Source organism: Enterobacter cloacae complex sp. 382A5, from assembly GCF_050031095.1.
Taxonomy (GTDB): Bacteria; Pseudomonadota; Gammaproteobacteria; order Enterobacterales; family Enterobacteriaceae; genus Enterobacter; species Enterobacter cloacae.
Genome location: NZ_JBLGVK010000001.1, coordinates 2,689,393 through 2,706,545, shown reverse-complemented (window position 1 = coordinate 2,706,545; position 17,153 = coordinate 2,689,393). Strand labels below are relative to the sequence as shown.

Here is a 17,153-nt window from a genome sequence, read left to right as displayed (position 1 = left end):
GGATGCTGACGACTCTTCTTTCCATACTGACCAATCGCATTCTGTGGAGCTTCCTGGGCGTTACCGCGCTGTCGGCGGTGATCTGGATGATTGGTCCGCTGTTATCCATCGTGGATACCCGCCCGCTCGAATCTGAACAAAACCGCATCATCAGTATTGCGGTGGTTTATCTGCTCTGGGCGCAGGGGCATATTCTGCCGCGGCTGTACAACGCCTGGCTGAACCGCAAGCTGATGGACAAGCTTAATGAAAACACCGCCAAACCGGACGCGGCCGATCCCCAGAAGCGGCTGAACAGCGAGGAGCAGATCCTCGCCGGACGTTTTGATGAAGCGGCGCAAATGCTGAAAAAAGCCCACTTCAGCAAAGCGGGACACGGTGCCCAGTGGACGCAGCGCTTCAGTACGCAATATCTCTACCAGCTGCCGTGGTACGTCATTATCGGCGCACCGGGCGCCGGTAAAACCACGGCGCTGGTCAATTCCGGCCTGCAATTCCCGCTGGCGGATCGCTTCGGTAAAACCGCTCTGCGCGGCATTGGCGGCACCCGCAACTGCGACTGGTGGTTCACTAACGAAGCCGTCCTGCTGGACACTGCGGGCCGCTACACCACTCAGGAGAGCGAGCAGGTTCAGGATGCCGGGGAGTGGCTGGAATTTATCGGCCTGCTGCGTAAGTATCGCCGCCGCCAGCCTATTAACGGCGTCATTATCACCATCAGCATTTCCGATCTGCTGACGCTCTCGCCGGAGGCGGCGCGCCAGCAGGCGGTCAACCTGCGCCAGCGGCTGTCTGAGCTGCATGAACAGCTGGGTATCCGCTTCCCGGTTTACGTGATGGTGACCAAGGCGGACCTGCTTAAAGGCTTCCGCGCCTGGTTTGCTGACTACGACAAAGCGCAGCGCGATCAGATTTGGGGCTTCACGCTGCCGTGGGAACAGACCAAACACGCCGATTTCGACCTGATGGGGAACTTCCACCAGGAGTTCTCGCTGTTGCAGCAGCGTCTGGACGCCGGGCTGCCGGAGACCATGCTGAAAGAGCATGACGCCAAAACCCGTGCCGAAGCGTATCTCTTCCCGCAGGAGTTCGCGGCGCTGCGCCCGCTGCTGGCAGACTACCTGAGCACGGTCTTTGCCCGCTCTAACTTTGAGACCGAGTTCTCCCCACGCGGAATATACTTCGCCAGCGGTACCCAGGAAGGCATGCCGTTCGACCGTGTCATGGGTGAACTGAACCGCGCCCTGTCACTGCCGGAAGGGGCAGAGGCAGAGAAGTGGGATTCGGTCAGTAAAGAGGCGCCTATCCCTGGTGCAAAAGGGCAGAGCTTCTTCATTAAAAACCTGCTGCAAAACGTCATTTTCCAGGAAGCCGGTATTGCCGGTGAAAACCGCTGGTGGGAACTGCGCAACCGCGCGGTGATCTGGTCCGGATACGCGGCGCTGCTGGCGCTGCTGGTGATCCTCGGCGGATTGTGGCTGACCAGCTATGCCAAAAATAAGGCCTATCTGGAAGAGGTGGACGCTAAAGTCCCGCAGCTGGAGCAGCAGAGTAAAGCGTTACAGAATCAGCCCCAGCGCGATCTGTTCGCGCTCCTGCCGCTGCTGAACAGCCTGGTCGATCTGCCGAAAAGCGAGGCCTTCGATGTCAACGACCCGCCGGTCTCCCGCCGTATGGGGCTCTATCGCGGGGATGACGTCAGCGATGCTTCCCAGTCGCTGTATCAGAAAGCGCTGGATCAGATGCTGCTGCCCGCCGTGGCGATGCATATCACCACCTGGCTGCGTAACGACAACGGCAGCGACGTGGAATACAGCTACGAGGCGCTGAAAGCCTACCAGATGCTGTATCAGCCTAAACACTACGACGGCAAGTTCCTGCATTCCTGGGTGATGCTCAATTTGCAGCGCAATCTGCCGCAGAACGTGACGCAGGCGCAGCTGCAACAGCTGGAGTGGCACCTGACGCAGCTGCTGGAGCCAAAAATTCAGGCTTCGCCGTATGCCCAGGACGAAGCGCTGGTGGCTCGCGAGAGGGCGCTCATCAACCAGCAGCCGCTCTCCACCCGCGTGTATGGGCGTCTGAAGCGTCTGCTGGAGCATGACGACAACCTGAAGCCGGTCTCCCTGTCCGACCTGGGTGGCCCGCAGAGCGAACTGGTGTTCTCCCGCAAAAGCGGCAAACCGGTGAGCGAAGGCGTGCCGGGGCTCTACACCCCGGACGGCTACTGGAAGAGCTTTAACAGCCAGATTGACAGCGTGACCACGGCGCTGCACGAAGATGATGCCTGGGTGCTGGGCGCGACCACCTCCGGGGAAGACAAGCAGCAGATCGATAACGCCGTGCGTCAGCTCTACATGCGCGACTTTATCGCAAACTGGGATCGTTTCCTCGCCGACATTCAGCTTAACAACAGCGCCGATCTCTCGCAGCGCATCAACACGGCGCGCCTGCTCTCCGGCGCAAACTCGCCGCTGCGCCGTCTGGTGCAGAACCTGAGCCAGGTGCTGACGCTGTCGCGCAACGCGCCAGCGCCGGAGGACGCGGGGAAAGCGCAAGACCAGAGTAACCGCGCCACCCGTACCCTCGAAGCGCTGTTCAGCAATAACGACAATGCTCCGACGCAGGGGGCAGTAGTGACGCAGGCACCTGAACAGCTGGTGACCGACCATTACGCGCCAATGATCGAGCTGGCTCAGCCGCTGGAGAAGGGCGGCAAGACCATCGTCTTTGATGATTTCCTCAAGCAGGTGGATGAGCTGTATCGTTACCTGACCGCGGTGCAGGACGCTGCCAACAGCGGCATGCCAGCCCCGGGTGGTGAAGCAATCAGCCGTCTGCAGGCCAGCGCCGGGCGTCTGCCGGGCGGGCTGCAAACCATGTTCAGCAACATGGCGGTGGGGGCCAGCAGTGATACCCAGCGTCGCGATCTGGAAAACGTCCGTAAGCGCATTAACGTCGAAGTGGGTGGTTTCTGCCGTCAGGCAATTGCTGGTCGCTACCCGCTGGTGCGCAGCGCCAGCACCGAGGTGACGCCGGACGATCTGGCACGCATGTTTGCGCCGGGTACCGGGCTGATGGACACCTTCTTTCGCGACAACCTGACCAACAAAGTGGATACCACTCAGGCGAACTGGCGCTTTATGCCGGGGATCGACGGGAAAACGCTGCCGGGAAGTGAAGGACTGCTGCGACCGTTCCAGCAGGCCCAGTCCATTCGCGATGCCTTCTTTGCTAACGGTGCGACGACCCCCTCTTTCAAGGTGACGGTGCGTACCGTGCGGATGGATAACACCATTCTTAACCTGACGCTGGACGTTGACGGCCAACTACTGCGTTACAGCCACGGTCCACAGGCGGTGCAGATCATGAACTGGCCAGGGCCGGGCGGCACCAACCAGGTGCGTATGCAGCTGGGGCTGGCTAACGGCAGCACCGCGACGCTGGTAACCAACGGCGCCTGGGCCCTGAACCGCTTCTTCGATAAAGCGCGCACCAGCCCTGGGGCAGGTAGTCTGAGCCGTCAGGCCACGTTCAACGTCGATGGCCATCAGGTCACGCTGGAGTTTGCGCCGAACAGCATTCGCAATCCGTTCCAGCTTCCTCGTTTCTCATGCCCATAACCGCAAGGACAGCCGTATGACGAATACCCCTGCGATGAACCGCTACAGCTGGTATGGCAAATTACCCAGCGCCGGAGATTTTTTGCAGCGTCGCTTTCCTGACACCCTACAGCGTCAGTGGTCACACTGGTTTCAGGTCGGCCTGCTGGCCTGGCAACAGGAAGAGCAGCGCAGCGGCGAACGCCAGTTTAACAAGGCGCCGGTGTGGAACTTTGTTGTCCCGCCGATGCTGGGCAGCCAGATGATCCAGATGGGCTGCCTGCTGCCGGGCCGCGACAGCGTGGGCCGACAGTACCCGATCTGCATTCAACTGAGTTTCGCCCCGTCAGAGTGGTCGACCAACCTGCTCAGCCAGGCTGAAAGCTGGTATCAGCAGATTGGCCGTCTCGGGCTGCATGCGGTGCGCAACAGTTTTTCCGCCTCGCAGCTGGATGAGATGCTGATGTCGGTTCCGGCGCCGCAGCCCGTCGAGCCGCAAAAGCGTTCCGACATCCTTGATGTGATTGGTTATGACGAAGACGGCCAGAGCACGCTGGGCTGGCCTCAGGCGGCGGAGTGTTTTGACCCGCTTCGTCAGACCAGCTACTGGTGGACCAACCGCTGCGACGGCTACCCGCTCTACACCCACGTCCACAGCGGAAACTTCACCGGGCAGCTCTTTACGCTGCTGTTCGATCCGGCTGGCGGCGCCCGACCAGGCCGTCACGGTCTTTATCCGCCTATGTTTGAATAAGCAGGGATCACATGAATATCGAAGAATTTCTCGCGCCGATAAGCCCCGAAAAACCCTGCGGCGACAACCTTGAGTACGACGCCGATTTTCAGGCTATGGGACAGGCAAGCCAGGGTAAAGCGGAACAGCAGTTCGGCGACACGATCATTCCCGCCGAGCCCGCTGACTGGAATACGGTAGAAAAGCTCGCCACCAGCCTGCTGGGGCGCACCAAAGATCTTCGCGTCATGCTGGCGTTAACCCATGCCTGGACCCGACGTCGTGGGCTGCCGGGCTACGCGGACGGTCTGCTGCTGGTGCAGGAGGCGATCACCCGCTACTGGGAGCCGCTCTATCCACTGCTGGAGGAGTATGGCGAAACGGACCCGTTCTATCGCATTAATGCCCTTGCCGCGCTGAGCGATAAATCTGACCTGACCGTCGCGCTGCGAAACGCCTCGCTGCTGCGCTCAAACGGCGATGAAATTTCGCTGCGTGACGCGCAGGCATTGCTGGATGGCAGCAAAACCGAATGCCCGGATTATCCCGGCGGCCGCCCAAGACTGATTGACGAACTGGCGCGCGGCGACCAGCCAGGTACAGAGGCCGTCATCCTGATTAATGAAAGGCTGCTGGCCATTCGCGATCTGCTCAGCGGTTACCTTGGTGAAAGCGGCGTACCGGAAATGGAGCAGTTGCTGAAAACCGTGGGCCTGGTTGCCAGTGCCTGTCAGGTGACCGACATCAGCAAGCTGCTGCCCAATCGGGATGCGCAGGCGGAACACCACGCTGAGCCGCAGACGGTGGCCACCCAACCCGTGCAGCAGGTCACCGACTGGCGCAGCGTGCAGGTTACCAGTCGCGCCGACGCCCAGCTGATGCTGGAGAAAGCGAAACAGTATTTTGCGCAGTACGAACCGAGCCACCCCGCACCGCTGATGATTGAACGGGTGCAGCGGCTGTCAGAACTTAACTTTATGGACATTATTCGCGACCTGGCGCCAGACGGCGTTAACCAACTGGAAAATATCTTTGGACGCCGCGAATGACGCGTCCAGGCATTATGACGACGGGCACGGAGCTTGTCGTTTCACCTTCACCGCGCATCTTTGATGGAGAACATCATGGCAATGAGTAACAGTGGGCAGAAATTTATCGCACGTAACCGTGCCCCCCGCGTGCAGATCGAGTACGACGTAGAGATCTACGGTGCAGAACGTAAAATTCAGCTGCCGTTCGTGATGGGCGTTATGGCCGATCTGGTCGGCAAACCGGTGGAAAATCTGCCGGCCGTCGATGAGCGTAAATTCCTCGAAATCGATATTGATAACTTTGACGAACGCATGAAGGCGCTTAAGCCACGCGTGGCGTTCCAGGTGGATAACACCCTCACCGGCGAAGGCAAGCTCAACGTCGATCTGACCTTCGACAGCATGGACGACTTCCTGCCGGATGCGGTGGCCCGCAAGGTTGAGCCGCTGAACAAGCTGCTGGAAGCGCGTACTCAGCTTTCCAATCTGCTGACCTACATGGACGGTAAAAACGGCGCGGAAGAGCTGATCGCTAAAATTCTGCAGGATCCGACGCTGCTCAAATCCCTGAGCCAGTTGCCGAAAAATGACGAAAGTGCGAAAGGTAGCGAGGAGTAATCGATGAGCAACCAGACTCAACAACACGAGCAGCAGGCAGGTCAGGCGTTCAGTCAGGACGAGTTCAGCGCACTGCTGAACAAAGAGTTCCGTCCTAAAACTGACCAGGCGCGTTCCGCCGTCGAGAGCGCGGTAAAAACTCTGGCGCAGCAGGCGCTGGAAAACACCGTTACCTTCTCCAACGACACCTATCGCACCATCCAGAACCTGATTGCGGGTATCGACGAACAGCTCTCTCAGCAGGTGAATCAGATCATTCACCACGCAGAGTTTCAGAAGCTGGAGAGCGCCTGGCGCGGTCTGAGCTATCTTGTGAACAACACTGAAACCGACGAGATGCTGAAGATCCGCTTTATGAGCATCTCCAAGCAGGAGCTGGGTCGTACCCTGAAACGCTATAAGGGTGTGGGCTGGGATCAGAGCCCGATCTTCAAGAAAATCTACGAGCAGGAGTACGGTCAGTTTGGTGGTGAGCCGTTTGGCTGCATCGTCGGCGACTACTACTTTGACCACAGCCCGCAGGACGTTGAACTGCTGGGTGAAATGGCGCGTATCGGCTCTGCGGCTCACTGTCCGTTCATCACCGGTACCGCACCGGGCGTGATGCAGATGGAGTCCTGGCAGGAGCTGGCTAACCCACGCGATCTGACCAAAATCTTCCAGAACACCGAATACGCCGCCTGGCGTTCACTGCGTGAATCGGAAGATGCCCGCTATCTGGGCCTGGTGATGCCGCGCTTCCTGTCGCGCCTGCCTTACGGCATTCGTACTAACCCGGTCGACAGCTTTGACTTTGAAGAGCAGACCGACGGCGCGAACCACAACAGCTACGCCTGGGCGAATGCTGCTTACGCGATGGCGGCCAACATCAACCGCTCTTTCAAAGAGTACGGCTGGTGCACCTCAATTCGAGGCGTGGAGTCCGGCGGGGCGGTTGAAAACCTGCCGTGCCATACCTTCCCGAGCGACGACGGCGGCGTGGACATGAAATGTCCGACCGAGATCGCCATCAGCGACCGTCGCGAAGCCGAGCTGGCGAAAAACGGCTTTATGCCGCTGGTTCACCGCAAAAACTCCGACTTTGCTGCCTTCATTGGCGCGCAGTCGCTGCAAAAACCGGCCGAGTACCACGACCCGGATGCCACCGCCAACGCGCGTCTGGCCTCCCGTCTGCCGTACCTGTTCGCCTGCTGCCGCTTTGCGCATTACCTGAAGTGCATCGTACGTGACAAAATCGGCTCTTTCCGCGAGCGCGAAGAGATGGAACGCTGGCTGAACGACTGGGTCATGAACTACGTGGACGGTGACCCGGCCAACTCCTCTCAGGAGACCAAGTCCCGCAAGCCACTGGCCGCTGCAGAAGTCCAGGTGCAGGAGATTGAAGACAACCCGGGCTACTACGCCGCGAAGTTCTTCCTGCGTCCGCACTACCAGCTGGAAGGTCTGACCGTTTCTCTGCGTCTGGTATCTAAACTGCCGTCGCTGAAGACGAAAGACGCGTAATTTTTGTGAGTTTCGCCCGGCGGCGCTACGCTTGCACGGGCCTACAATGCAACGTGAAATATATTGATATCGCTGCACAGCGTAGGCCGGGTAAGCAAAGCGCCACCCGGCAAGAAAGTCTGGTCCTGAGAGGTTCCGGAATAACGTTCGGTAGTAAAAGACTTCTCATTCTTTCCTTTTATTCGGGAGGGAATGTAAGACTGTCAAATGACACGGGTCATTTGATGTGAGGCAGAGGTAAAATATGGACGGTTTTATTCAGCCCCATGCTTTCCTGTTTGCCATATAAGTGCTTTTTCGAAAGCAATATTGTTCATCCACGAAGAGTAGATATTATGGCTATTGATATGTTTCTGAAGGTCGAGGGTGTTACGGGCGAATCTAAAGATTCTAACCACACCGGCTGGACTGATATTACCTCCTTCTCCTGGGGCGCTTCCCAGCCAGGTAATATGAGCGTTGGCGGTGGCGGCGGTGCCGGTAAAGTTAACTTTAACGATCTGCACGTTAACGCTCTGATCGACAAATCCACCACAGCAATTCTGAAACACTGCGCCAGCGGTAAACACCTGACCAAAGTTGAGCTGTCCGTCTGTAAAGCCGGTGGCCAGCAGGTGGAATACTCTCGCATTACCCTGGAAGACGTTCTGGTAACGTCTGTTCAGTACACCGGTGCAGACAACGGCGATACCGTTGGTGTGACCTATGCATTCCAGGCTGCGAAAGTGAAACAGCAGTACTGGGAGCAGACCACCTCTGGTGGTAAAGGTGCTGAAAGCAGCGCTGGCTGGAACATCAAAGAAAACAAAGAAGCATAATAGTAGTGGGTCCGAAAGGGCCCACTTTTTCCTGAGCTTCTTTTCAAGGAGAAACAAGATGTCTCATATGCGTCCTGCTTTTGGTGCCGCCTGGAACCGATTTAAAGAAGTGAACGTCAACGTAGAACAGGTTGGCAAGTTATTGGGGGGGAAAGTTCAGCATAATATAGATGCTGGTATTTTTAAAAATGCCTGCCCCATTCGTATGAGCTATGTTTTAAATTATTGTGGCATTCCAGTTCCTTCTAATAGTAAATATGCAACTGTGACCGGGAGCGACAAGAAGCGATATATGTTCCGTGTTAAAGATATGATTGCTTTTTTACCCACGGTATTGGGAAAAGCTGACATATCTGTTTCTTCTCCAACCCCAGCACAATTTGCGGGCAAGCAAGGTATTATTATTTTTACCGGGCATGGCTGGCTTGATGCAACCGGGCATGTAACACTCTGGAACGGAAATATTTGTTCGGATGATTGTCATTTCCTTGGCTCACCGGGTAATGGTTCATTTATCCCTACTAACGCAACCTTCTGGAGCCTGAAATGAAAAAGCCATTGCTCTTTGTCTTAGCCTTCGTTGCCTCCGCCGCAAATGCCCAGACGTTGCCTGATATCAGTACTTTTTCTCAACAACAAATCTTCGAAAACTGGGTGCAGAATCGATGCATCGGTAAGATTGCGGACAGTAAAAGCCTGAAAGAAGATGCTGACGCCAGCGCCGCGGCATGGCTGGAAGCAAGCAATCTGCCTGCTGAGAATTTTGAAAAAGCTGATGAGGTGATTGTTTCTTTACTGAAACAGAAGGTAGGTGGTACCGAGCCTGGTCATTATCAGATATTGAAGTGCACCTTGATCGCTAATAGTGACGCTATTCGACCACTCAAATCCTCAAAGTAGTAAAGATGAAATCGGCCCCAAACGCCGCCGTTCTCACCCCCGAGAGCGGCAGCGTTTGAGCGCTAATCATACCAGCAGGAATACGCCATGCGATTCACGATTATTTCTACGAAACCCGGTCATCAGCCGCCGCAGAGCAGTTGTGATTTTTATGCCCCCGGGGGCACTATTGGGCGCGGTACGGATAACAATCTGGTACTGCCGGACAATGACCGCACCATCTCGCGCCTGCAGGCTATTGTTCACGTTGACGCCCAGGGCGAATGCCGCGTGACCAACCGTGGCAGCGTCACCCGCGTGGTTTTGAACGACATCCCGCTGGAGCGGGGGCGTCAGGTAGAGCTGCAGGACGGGGATATTCTCGGTATTGATGACTACCGCATCGAAGTGACGGAACTTATCCACGACACGCAGCCGGTGAGCCGCATGGCCGCCAGTATGCAGCAGCAGGCTCGCCCGACAGTGGCGCCGACACCTGCTCCGCAGCCGAAGCCAGCCAGTGCCGCACCGCGCGGCAAGGCGGAGCCAACGGCCGTGCCGTCGGAAATCTGGGATAGCCTGATGCAGGAGTTCTCAATCTCTGACAGCATCTCCAGCAACCGCGCGAAACCGCAGCCTGCGGCGTCTCACGATCCCTTCTCGCAACCCGCGGCACCCGAGCGTAACGCTGAAGACCCGCTGGCAATGTTCAACGACAGCGAGCCGAAGCTTGAGCGTAAGAATGTCGATCCCGACACGCTGTTCAGCGATGAAGCGTTGTTCAAAAAAGAGAGCATTTTTGACGATGTCACCCCTTCAACGCTGGTGCCGCCGGTAGAGAGCAAACCTGCGCCTGCAGAAGAGGCGACGGATGAACTCGACCCGCTGGCCCTGTTTGGTGGTTCGGCCAGCGCGCCAGCCGCGCGTAACGATGATCCGCTCGGGCTGATGGGCGGGGCGCCATTAACCCATCCGGATGAGATCGTGCCTGAGACATCTGCACCCGCGCCAGAGCCAGAGGCCGTACCGCAGGACGATCCGCTGGCGGATTCTCCGCTGTTTGCCCCTGAGCCACAGGACCCACCGCGTGCGGAAGAGGAAGAGCCGGTACGTACCGATTACGCAGGCTTTACTATGCCTACGCCGCAGGCCGTCGCACGCAGCAGCGCACAGACGCCGAAGGGGCGTCTGCGTATCGACCCGGTCAAAAACGCGGCTGTGCCAAGCGCTACGGCGCAAAACGGTGAGAAAGGCGAGGTGCTGCAGGGCGAGCTGCTGGAGGCGCTGTTGGAAGGGATGGGCCTGAGCGAAATGCAGCCGGTGCCGCAGTTTGACCGTGAAAATATGCGTCAGCTGGGCCAGATCCTCGGCATGTTCTCGCAGGGCACCGTGGCGTTGCTCTCTTCGCGCTCTATCCTCAAGCGCGGCGTAAAAGCCGATATGACCATGGTGCTGGACGATGCCAACAACCCGTTCAAGCTGCTGCCGACCGGGAAAACGGTCCTGATTCAGATGTTCGGTACGCCGATGCCGGGCTTTATGCCACCCACCAAATCAGTGCGTGACGCGCTGATCGATCTGCAGGCGCATCAGCTGGGGATGATCTCCGGTATCCGCGCCATCATCGCCGCGATGCTGCAGTCCTTTAATCCGGAGCAACTGGAAGAGCAGGCGAAGCAGAACGGCATGACCTCTCGTCTGGCGCTGCCGGGCAGCCGCAAAGCCGCGCTGTGGGACTACTTTGTTCGCAGCTATGGCGAGACGGCCGGTGAGATTGAGGATGACTTCCACACCCTGTTTGGCGAAGCGTTCCTTCATGCCTATGACATGGAGGTCAATCAGTACAAAGACTCACAGAGCGGATCGGAAGAAAAATGAATATCGCAACGGCTTCTCTCTCCCGCCAGGGAACGCGCGCCAGCAATCAGGACCAGACGGGAGAAACCATAGGGGAACGTTCAGCCTGCTTTGTCGTCTGTGACGGCATCGCTGGTCTGCCGGGCGGTGAGGTGGCCGCTGAACTGGCCCGCAACAGCATCATCTCCCGTTTTGATGGCGACAAACACCTTAACGCGCAGCATATTCGTGACTATGTGCAAACCGCGAATCGCACCATTCTCAGCGAACAGCAGGCGGTGCAGGACTATCGCCGGATGGGTACCACCCTGGTCAGCCTGTTTATCGACCGGGATTACCGTCTGGCCTACTGGGCACACGCCGGGGACAGCCGTCTGTACCTGTTTCGTCGCGGCTGGCTGTGGCATGTCACCACCGACCACAGCCTGGTTCAGCAGATGAAAGATGCCGGTCACCAGACCGATAACCTCAACAGCAACCTGTTGTATCTGGCGCTGGGTATTGAAAACGGTGGCCCGGAAGCGAGTTACAGCGACGTGGTGCAGGTTGAAGACGGCGATGCCTTTTTACTCTGCACCGACGGTTTCTGGCACGGCGTCAGCGAAGAGCAGATGAAACAGTCGCTGCATATGGTCAACACCCCACAGGAGTGGCTGACCTTAATGAACCAAATCATTCAAAAGAATGCTGAACAGGAGGGGAATGCTCAGGATAACTATACGGCGCTGGCGGTATGGATGGGCAACCCTCAAGACACCACTTTGCTGCATACGCTCTCTGACGCAGCACAATTTCTTCCCTGCGGAACTGACTAGACACACAAGGAACGATATGAAACTTTGGCTATCGGGTTTGGCACTTCTGGCGGTGGCCTCCACCGCCCAGGCTGAAAATTTCCGCATCGTGCAGTCTCCTGCGCAGAAGCTGGATATCTGGATCGACAACATCAAAGACAACACCCCGCAGAGCTGGTGTAAATCAGAGATTGCGCTGCGCATTGTGGCGAACGGCAATAAAGACGTTTCAGTGCTGGAAAACTTTGTTCCGCGTCTCGGCTCGCTGCTGGAACACCAGTGCAGCAAAGTGAATAAGCTGAGCTGGGCCCTTAACGATCCGGCAGGGACTACGCTTGCGCAGGGAACGGCAGACAAAGCTCAGGAGTGGAAGCTGGTGGTGAAACAGCAGCAGACGGCGCCCGTAGCGACCCAGACCAGCGGCGCGTTACTGCCACCTGACCAGAACTCTGAAACCAATACGGTGGCCGCTGACCGCACACCGTGGCAGGAGTTTACCCTCCAGGACGGCTGCCATCTGCGCACCTTCTGGGAAGGCGGATCTTCCGCGCCGGCGCTGTTTATCCCGGATTCCGACACGACCCGCTGCGGCAACGGCAGCTGGCTGAGCGGCCACACGGTTATCTCGCAGATCCGCAGCGGCGGTCAAAAAGAGATAGCGGTGACTTACATTCACGGCTTCCCGGTGATGGGGCTGAATCAAAGCGTCGACCCGGAACATGCTCTGATCACCTCCGTCAACAAAGAGCGTATGGTCTTCAGCACCCCGAACAGCGACCAGAGCTGGATGATCCTGCCTTACGACAGCGCCCTGAACGGCTGGAAAAGCAACGGCACGGTGGCCGTGGAGATCTCGCGTGAAACCGCCAGCGACGATGCAAAACTGCAGGCGCGTATTGCTGCAGTGAAGAAGGTCTGGAGCGCCTGGGTTACCCCTGGCACCACGCTGAATATTGTCCTGATTGATACCCTGCGTCCTCAGCTGCGTGACCCGGCAGTGGGCGCCTGGCGCGCGGCAAACTAAGGAATGGCTATGAATACGCTCTATCAACATCTGGCGGGTGAGTCGCTCAGCGACGCGCTGGTGCGTCTTGAAAACGAGATTAAAGCCCGTCCGGCGGATGCCGATCTCCGTGCCGCGTTTGTGCAGTTTCTCACCCTCAGCGGTAACTGGACGCGCGCACTGACCCAGCTGAAAAGCTGGCTGGCGCTTAAGCCGCAGGCGAAACCCACCGTCACCCTGCTGGAGCAGTGCATTCAGGGAGAACTGCAGCGCGCGCAGGTGATGGCGGGAGAACGTCGTCCGGCCATGCCGGAAGCCCAGTGGCCATGGCTGACAACCCTTGCCGCCGCGCTGAGCGAGAGCGATGAACGCGCTCACGCGCTGCGTCTGGAAGCCCTTGAACAGGCGCAGGCGAGCGCGGGGCAATGGACGCTTGAGAATGATGAGACGCAGACCTTTGAATGGCTGATGGACGGCGATGCCCGTCTGGGGCCGGTGTGCGAAACCCTTGTTAACGGCCGTTACTTCTGGCTGCCGTTTAGCGCTATCGCGGAGATCCGTTTCCAGGCTCCGGCCAGCGTCACCGATCTGGTCTGGCGTCATGCGCTGGTGCGTTTGACCGATGGGACGGAGCAGGTGGGTCAGATCCCGGCGCGTTATCCTTTTGCCGCCGATGCCTCTGACGCCGTTAAACTCGCACGCACCACCGAGTGGCTGCCGCTCGATGATGACGGCACTCTGTATGAAGGGTTGGGGCAGAAAGCCTGGCTCAGCGAGCAAAGCGAAAGCCCGCTGCTGTCGCTGAGTCTCGTTACTTTTGCAACGGATGGAGCCCATGAGTAATCCTGCTGGCGAAGGCGATCTGCTGCGCAGCGGCTGGCAAGCCCGCAGTAAGCAGGAGAAGGTGGGCGCACGCGATAAAATGCAGCCGTCGCTGCTCGATCGCCTCACCGATAACGACCCAGAGAAAAAGCGCGAGTCGGCCAACAGCAACCTGATCACCCATGCCGCGCTGCGTCGCAACGTGCTGCGGGATCTGCAGTGGCTGTTTAATACCATCAATCACGACGCCTCCGGCGATTTGAGCATGCTGCCACACGTAAGTCGTTCGGTAGTGAATTTTGGCGTTGCGCCGCTGGCCGGAAAGCGCATGTCGGATATCGAATGGCACGACATTCAGCGCAAACTCACTGAGGCCATTGTCAACTTTGAACCCCGCATTTTGCCCCAGGGGCTGCAGGTCCGCTGTGTGTCGGACACCTCCTCGCTGGATCTGCACAACGTGCTCTCCATCGAGATAAAAGGGCGTTTGTGGTGTGTGCCGTACCCGCTGGAGTTTCTGTTTCGTACCGATGTCGATCTGGAAAACGGCCACTTTGAACTGAAAGATGCGGGGTGATCGTGGAAAGTAAACTGCTCGAATATTACAACCGTGAGCTGGCCTATCTGCGTGAGATGGGCGCCGAATTTGCCGAGCGCTATCCCAAAGTGGCCGGACGGCTGGGCATGCGCGGCATCGAAGTGGCGGATCCGTACACCGAACGACTGATGGAGGGCTTTGCCTTTCTGACCTCGCGCGTGCAGATGAAAATGGACGCGGAGTTTCCGCGCTTCTCCCAGCGCTTGCTGGAGATGATTGCGCCGAACTATCTCGCGCCCACTCCGTCCATGGCGATTGCTGAAATTCAGCCTGACAGCAGCCGTGGCGATTTGAGCAACGGTTTTATCGTGCCGCGCGGCACAATGATGGACAGCCTGGCGCTGAAGAAAACCGGCGTGACCTGCAGCTACACCACGGCGCATGAGGTGAACCTGCTGCCGCTGAAAATCGACAAGGTTGAGCTGGGCGGTGTGCCTGCCGACCTGCCCCTGACGCAGCTTGGTCTGGGCCAGCAGGGGATCAGCAGCGCCTTACGGATCCGCATTGCCTGCGACGGTCCGCAAAACCTCGGCCACCTTGATTTTGACCGGCTGGAGTTTTTCCTAAGCGGCCCGGATATCGAGGCGTTAAAGCTGCTGGAGCTGGTAATGGAGCACCATGTCGGGGTGGTCTGCCAGACCGTCAGCAAACATCCGCAGCGTGATGTGCTGGCATCTGATGCCCTGCGTCAGGAAGGGTTTGACGCGGATCAGTCGCTACTCCCGGACGATCTGCGCAACTTTGACGGCTACCGTCTGCTGCAGGAGTACTTTGCTTTTCCGGCCCGTTTCCGCTTCATCAGCCTGAGCGGGCTGAGCAAACTGATCCAGCGCTGCGAAAATGAAAAAGCCTTCGATATCTTCATTCTGCTGGATAAAACCGATGAACAGCTGGAGCGCGTTGTCGATGCCAGCCATCTGGCCCTGCATTGCACGCCGGTGATCAACCTGTTCCCGAAGGTAGCGGCGCGTCAGAAGCTGAGCGAAGGCCAGCATGAATACCATCTGGTGGTGGATAACATCCGCCCGCTGGATTACGAAATTTACGCGGTAAACAAGATATACGGCAGTGCGGATGGTCAGCGCGACGACCAGACGTTTCGTCCGTTCTGGAGCACCTGGAGCGGTGATGCAGGCAACTACGGGGCCTACTTTTCCCTGCGCCGGGAACAACGCGTGCTATCTGAGCATGCCCTGCGTTACGGCACCCGCACCGGCTACATTGGCTCGGAGGTCTTTGTCTCGCTGGTGGATGAGCAGCATGCGCCCTGGCAGGAGAACCTGCGCTACATCTCGGCCGAGGTGCTGTGCACCAGCCGGGATCTGCCGCTGATGCTGCAGCAGGAGCTGGGACAGTTCATTATGGCTGACTCCATGCCGGTGAAGTCGCTGACCTTGCGTAAGGGGCCGACGCCGCCGCGTCCGGCGCTGGCAGAAGGGTTCAGCACCTGGCGGTTGATCAGCCAGCTACAGATGAACTACCTCAGCCTGATGGACAGTGAAAACGAAGAGGGCGCCGCCGCGCTGCGTCAGTTGTTAGGACTGTACGCCAATCTCGCGGAGACGCCGGTTGCGCGTCAGGTTGAAGGGGTTCGTCACTGCGTGCTGGAGCCGGTTCACCGCCGCGTGCCCGAGCCGGGACCGGTCGTCTTCGCCCGTGGCATCGGCATTACCCTGACGGTGGATGAACGTGCGTTTTCCGGTGCCAGTCCCTGGCTTTTCGGTAGCGTGCTGGAGCGGCTGTTTGCCCGTCTGGTGTCGATCAACAGCTTCACGGAATTCACCCTGAAAAGTCAGCAGCGCGGCGAGATCGGCTACTGGGCGCCGCGTATGGGCAAAAGGGCACTGGTATGAGCGACGTAGTCACTGCGCCACTGAAGGTCCATCGTCTGACGCTGCTGCCGGACAGTTTCTGGCGCGGGGTTCGCGAGACGCCATGGCGCTACGATCTGTTCCAGCTGTTAAGGCGCATTGATGCTCAGGGCGGGGAACGCTACCCGCTGGGGCGTGCGCCGCTGCCAAAATTCGAGCCGCTACGTCTGGGCCAGCAGCCGTCGATGAGTTTTGCGCCTTCGACGGTGGCGCAGGTACGCCAGCGCGAAGCCAACGGGCTGCACGAGGTCTCCATTCTGAGCTTCGGCCTGTTTGGTCCTAACGGGCCGCTGCCGGTTCACATGACCGAGTACGCCCGCGAGCGGATCCATCATCATCAGGACACCAGCCTGAGCGCGTTTGCCGATCTGTTCCATCATCGTCTGACGCTGCTGTTTTATCGCGCCTGGGCCGATGCGCAGCCTGCCGTCTCCCTCGACCGCGCCGACAATAAACGTTTTGAGGGATATCTGGCGTCGTTGATTGGTATGGGGCAGCCCGGCCAGATGGACAAAGGCAGCCTGAGCGCCCATGCCCGCTTTACCCACGCCGGACACCTGACCCGCCACGGACGGGATCCTGAAGGTCTGGAAAAAATCCTGCGTAACTATTTTAAAGCCCCGGTCAAACTGATCGCCAACGTACCGCAGTGGATGCCGCTTTCACCGCGCGAGCAGGCGCAGCTGGGAGCAGGACGCCGCGTGCCGCGGATGGGCGAATCTGCGTTTCTGGGCGTGGCGGTCCGCGACGTGCAGCATAAATTTCGCATCGAGATTGGCCCACTCAGCGCGGAAGAGTACAACCGGTTTTTGCCCGGAGAAGCATGGGTAACCGAACTGCGGGACTGGGTACGCCAGTACGCAGGGGTGGAATTTGAATGGGAAACACGGGTGATCCTGCGCGCTGACGCCGTGCAGGGCGCCACGCTCGGCAGCACCGGGCGATTGGGGTATAACACCTGGCTGGGCCTTCAGCCGCAGCCTGTCCCGCGTGGCGATCTGGTGTATCGCGCAGAGCGGTAATC

General features: G+C 58.4%; 15 protein-coding genes. All 15 read left to right on the top strand.

Annotation, left to right across the window (positions count from 1 at the left end; all coding sequences use genetic code 11):
* The first annotated feature begins 2 nt into the window (after positions 1-2).
* The 15 genes from tssM (at position 3) to tssG (ending at position 17,151) form a co-directional block, all read left to right on the top strand.
* A complete protein-coding gene (tssM, locus tag ACQG2G_RS12755) occupies positions 3-3,623 on the top strand; it encodes a type VI secretion system membrane subunit TssM (RefSeq protein ID WP_061771443.1) in 3,621 nt (1,206 codons plus the stop codon).
* A 16-nt stretch (positions 3,624-3,639) separates the two neighbouring features.
* Entirely contained in the window at positions 3,640-4,356 is a 717-nt protein-coding gene (gene tagF / locus ACQG2G_RS12750) for a type VI secretion system-associated protein TagF (RefSeq protein WP_061771444.1), read from the top strand.
* A gap of 11 nt (positions 4,357-4,367) precedes the next feature.
* Positions 4,368-5,384 carry a type VI secretion system protein TssA gene (tssA, locus tag ACQG2G_RS12745; RefSeq protein WP_013096180.1) on the top strand — a complete coding sequence of 339 codons (1,017 nt, stop codon included), beginning with the start codon at positions 4,368-4,370 and terminating at the stop codon, positions 5,382-5,384.
* A gap of 75 nt (positions 5,385-5,459) precedes the next feature.
* A complete protein-coding gene (tssB, locus tag ACQG2G_RS12740; protein ID WP_008502644.1) occupies positions 5,460-5,984 on the top strand; it encodes a type VI secretion system contractile sheath small subunit in 525 nt (174 codons plus the stop codon).
* A gap of 3 nt (positions 5,985-5,987) precedes the next feature.
* A complete protein-coding gene (gene tssC / locus ACQG2G_RS12735) occupies positions 5,988-7,487 on the top strand; it encodes a type VI secretion system contractile sheath large subunit (RefSeq protein ID WP_248766546.1) in 1,500 nt (499 codons plus the stop codon).
* Positions 7,488-7,822: 335 nt separating this feature from the next.
* The gene (locus ACQG2G_RS12730; protein ID WP_008502640.1) at positions 7,823-8,305 is read left to right on the top strand and encodes an Hcp family type VI secretion system effector; all 483 of its coding nucleotides are present in this window, start codon (positions 7,823-7,825) and stop codon (positions 8,303-8,305) included.
* 58 nt (positions 8,306-8,363) lie between these two features.
* On the top strand, positions 8,364-8,855 hold the full coding sequence (locus tag ACQG2G_RS12725; RefSeq protein ID WP_013096182.1) for a type VI secretion system amidase effector protein Tae4: 492 nt from the start codon (positions 8,364-8,366) through the stop codon (positions 8,853-8,855).
* Positions 8,852-9,205: a T6SS amidase immunity protein Tai4 family protein gene (locus tag ACQG2G_RS12720; RefSeq protein WP_013096183.1), complete on the top strand. Its 354-nt coding sequence runs from the start codon at positions 8,852-8,854 to the stop codon at positions 9,203-9,205. The genes ACQG2G_RS12725 and ACQG2G_RS12720 overlap by 4 nt, the downstream gene beginning before the upstream one ends.
* Positions 9,206-9,292: 87 nt before the next feature.
* Positions 9,293-11,062, top strand: a complete 1,770-nt coding sequence (gene tagH, locus ACQG2G_RS12715) for a type VI secretion system-associated FHA domain protein TagH (protein WP_061771445.1) — start codon at positions 9,293-9,295, stop codon at positions 11,060-11,062.
* The gene (locus ACQG2G_RS12710) at positions 11,059-11,856 is read left to right on the top strand and encodes a PP2C family protein-serine/threonine phosphatase (RefSeq protein ID WP_013096185.1); all 798 of its coding nucleotides are present in this window, start codon (positions 11,059-11,061) and stop codon (positions 11,854-11,856) included. Before tagH ends, ACQG2G_RS12710 begins: the two co-directional genes overlap by 4 nt.
* Positions 11,857-11,872: 16 nt before the next feature.
* Positions 11,873-12,859, top strand: coding sequence for a hypothetical protein (locus tag ACQG2G_RS12705; protein ID WP_061771446.1), 987 nt, complete (start codon positions 11,873-11,875; stop codon positions 12,857-12,859).
* A gap of 9 nt (positions 12,860-12,868) precedes the next feature.
* The gene (locus ACQG2G_RS12700) at positions 12,869-13,681 is read left to right on the top strand and encodes a type VI secretion system accessory protein TagJ (protein WP_040020073.1); all 813 of its coding nucleotides are present in this window, start codon (positions 12,869-12,871) and stop codon (positions 13,679-13,681) included.
* Positions 13,674-14,237: a type VI secretion system baseplate subunit TssE gene (gene tssE / locus ACQG2G_RS12695; protein WP_013096188.1), complete on the top strand. Its 564-nt coding sequence runs from the start codon at positions 13,674-13,676 to the stop codon at positions 14,235-14,237. Before ACQG2G_RS12700 ends, tssE begins: the two co-directional genes overlap by 8 nt.
* Before the next feature lie 2 nt (positions 14,238-14,239).
* Positions 14,240-16,111, top strand: a complete 1,872-nt coding sequence (tssF, locus tag ACQG2G_RS12690; RefSeq protein WP_038420938.1) for a type VI secretion system baseplate subunit TssF — start codon at positions 14,240-14,242, stop codon at positions 16,109-16,111.
* On the top strand, positions 16,108-17,151 hold the full coding sequence (gene tssG, locus ACQG2G_RS12685; RefSeq protein WP_248078762.1) for a type VI secretion system baseplate subunit TssG: 1,044 nt from the start codon (positions 16,108-16,110) through the stop codon (positions 17,149-17,151). Before tssF ends, tssG begins: the two co-directional genes overlap by 4 nt.
* The last annotated feature ends 2 nt before the right edge of the window (positions 17,152-17,153 follow it).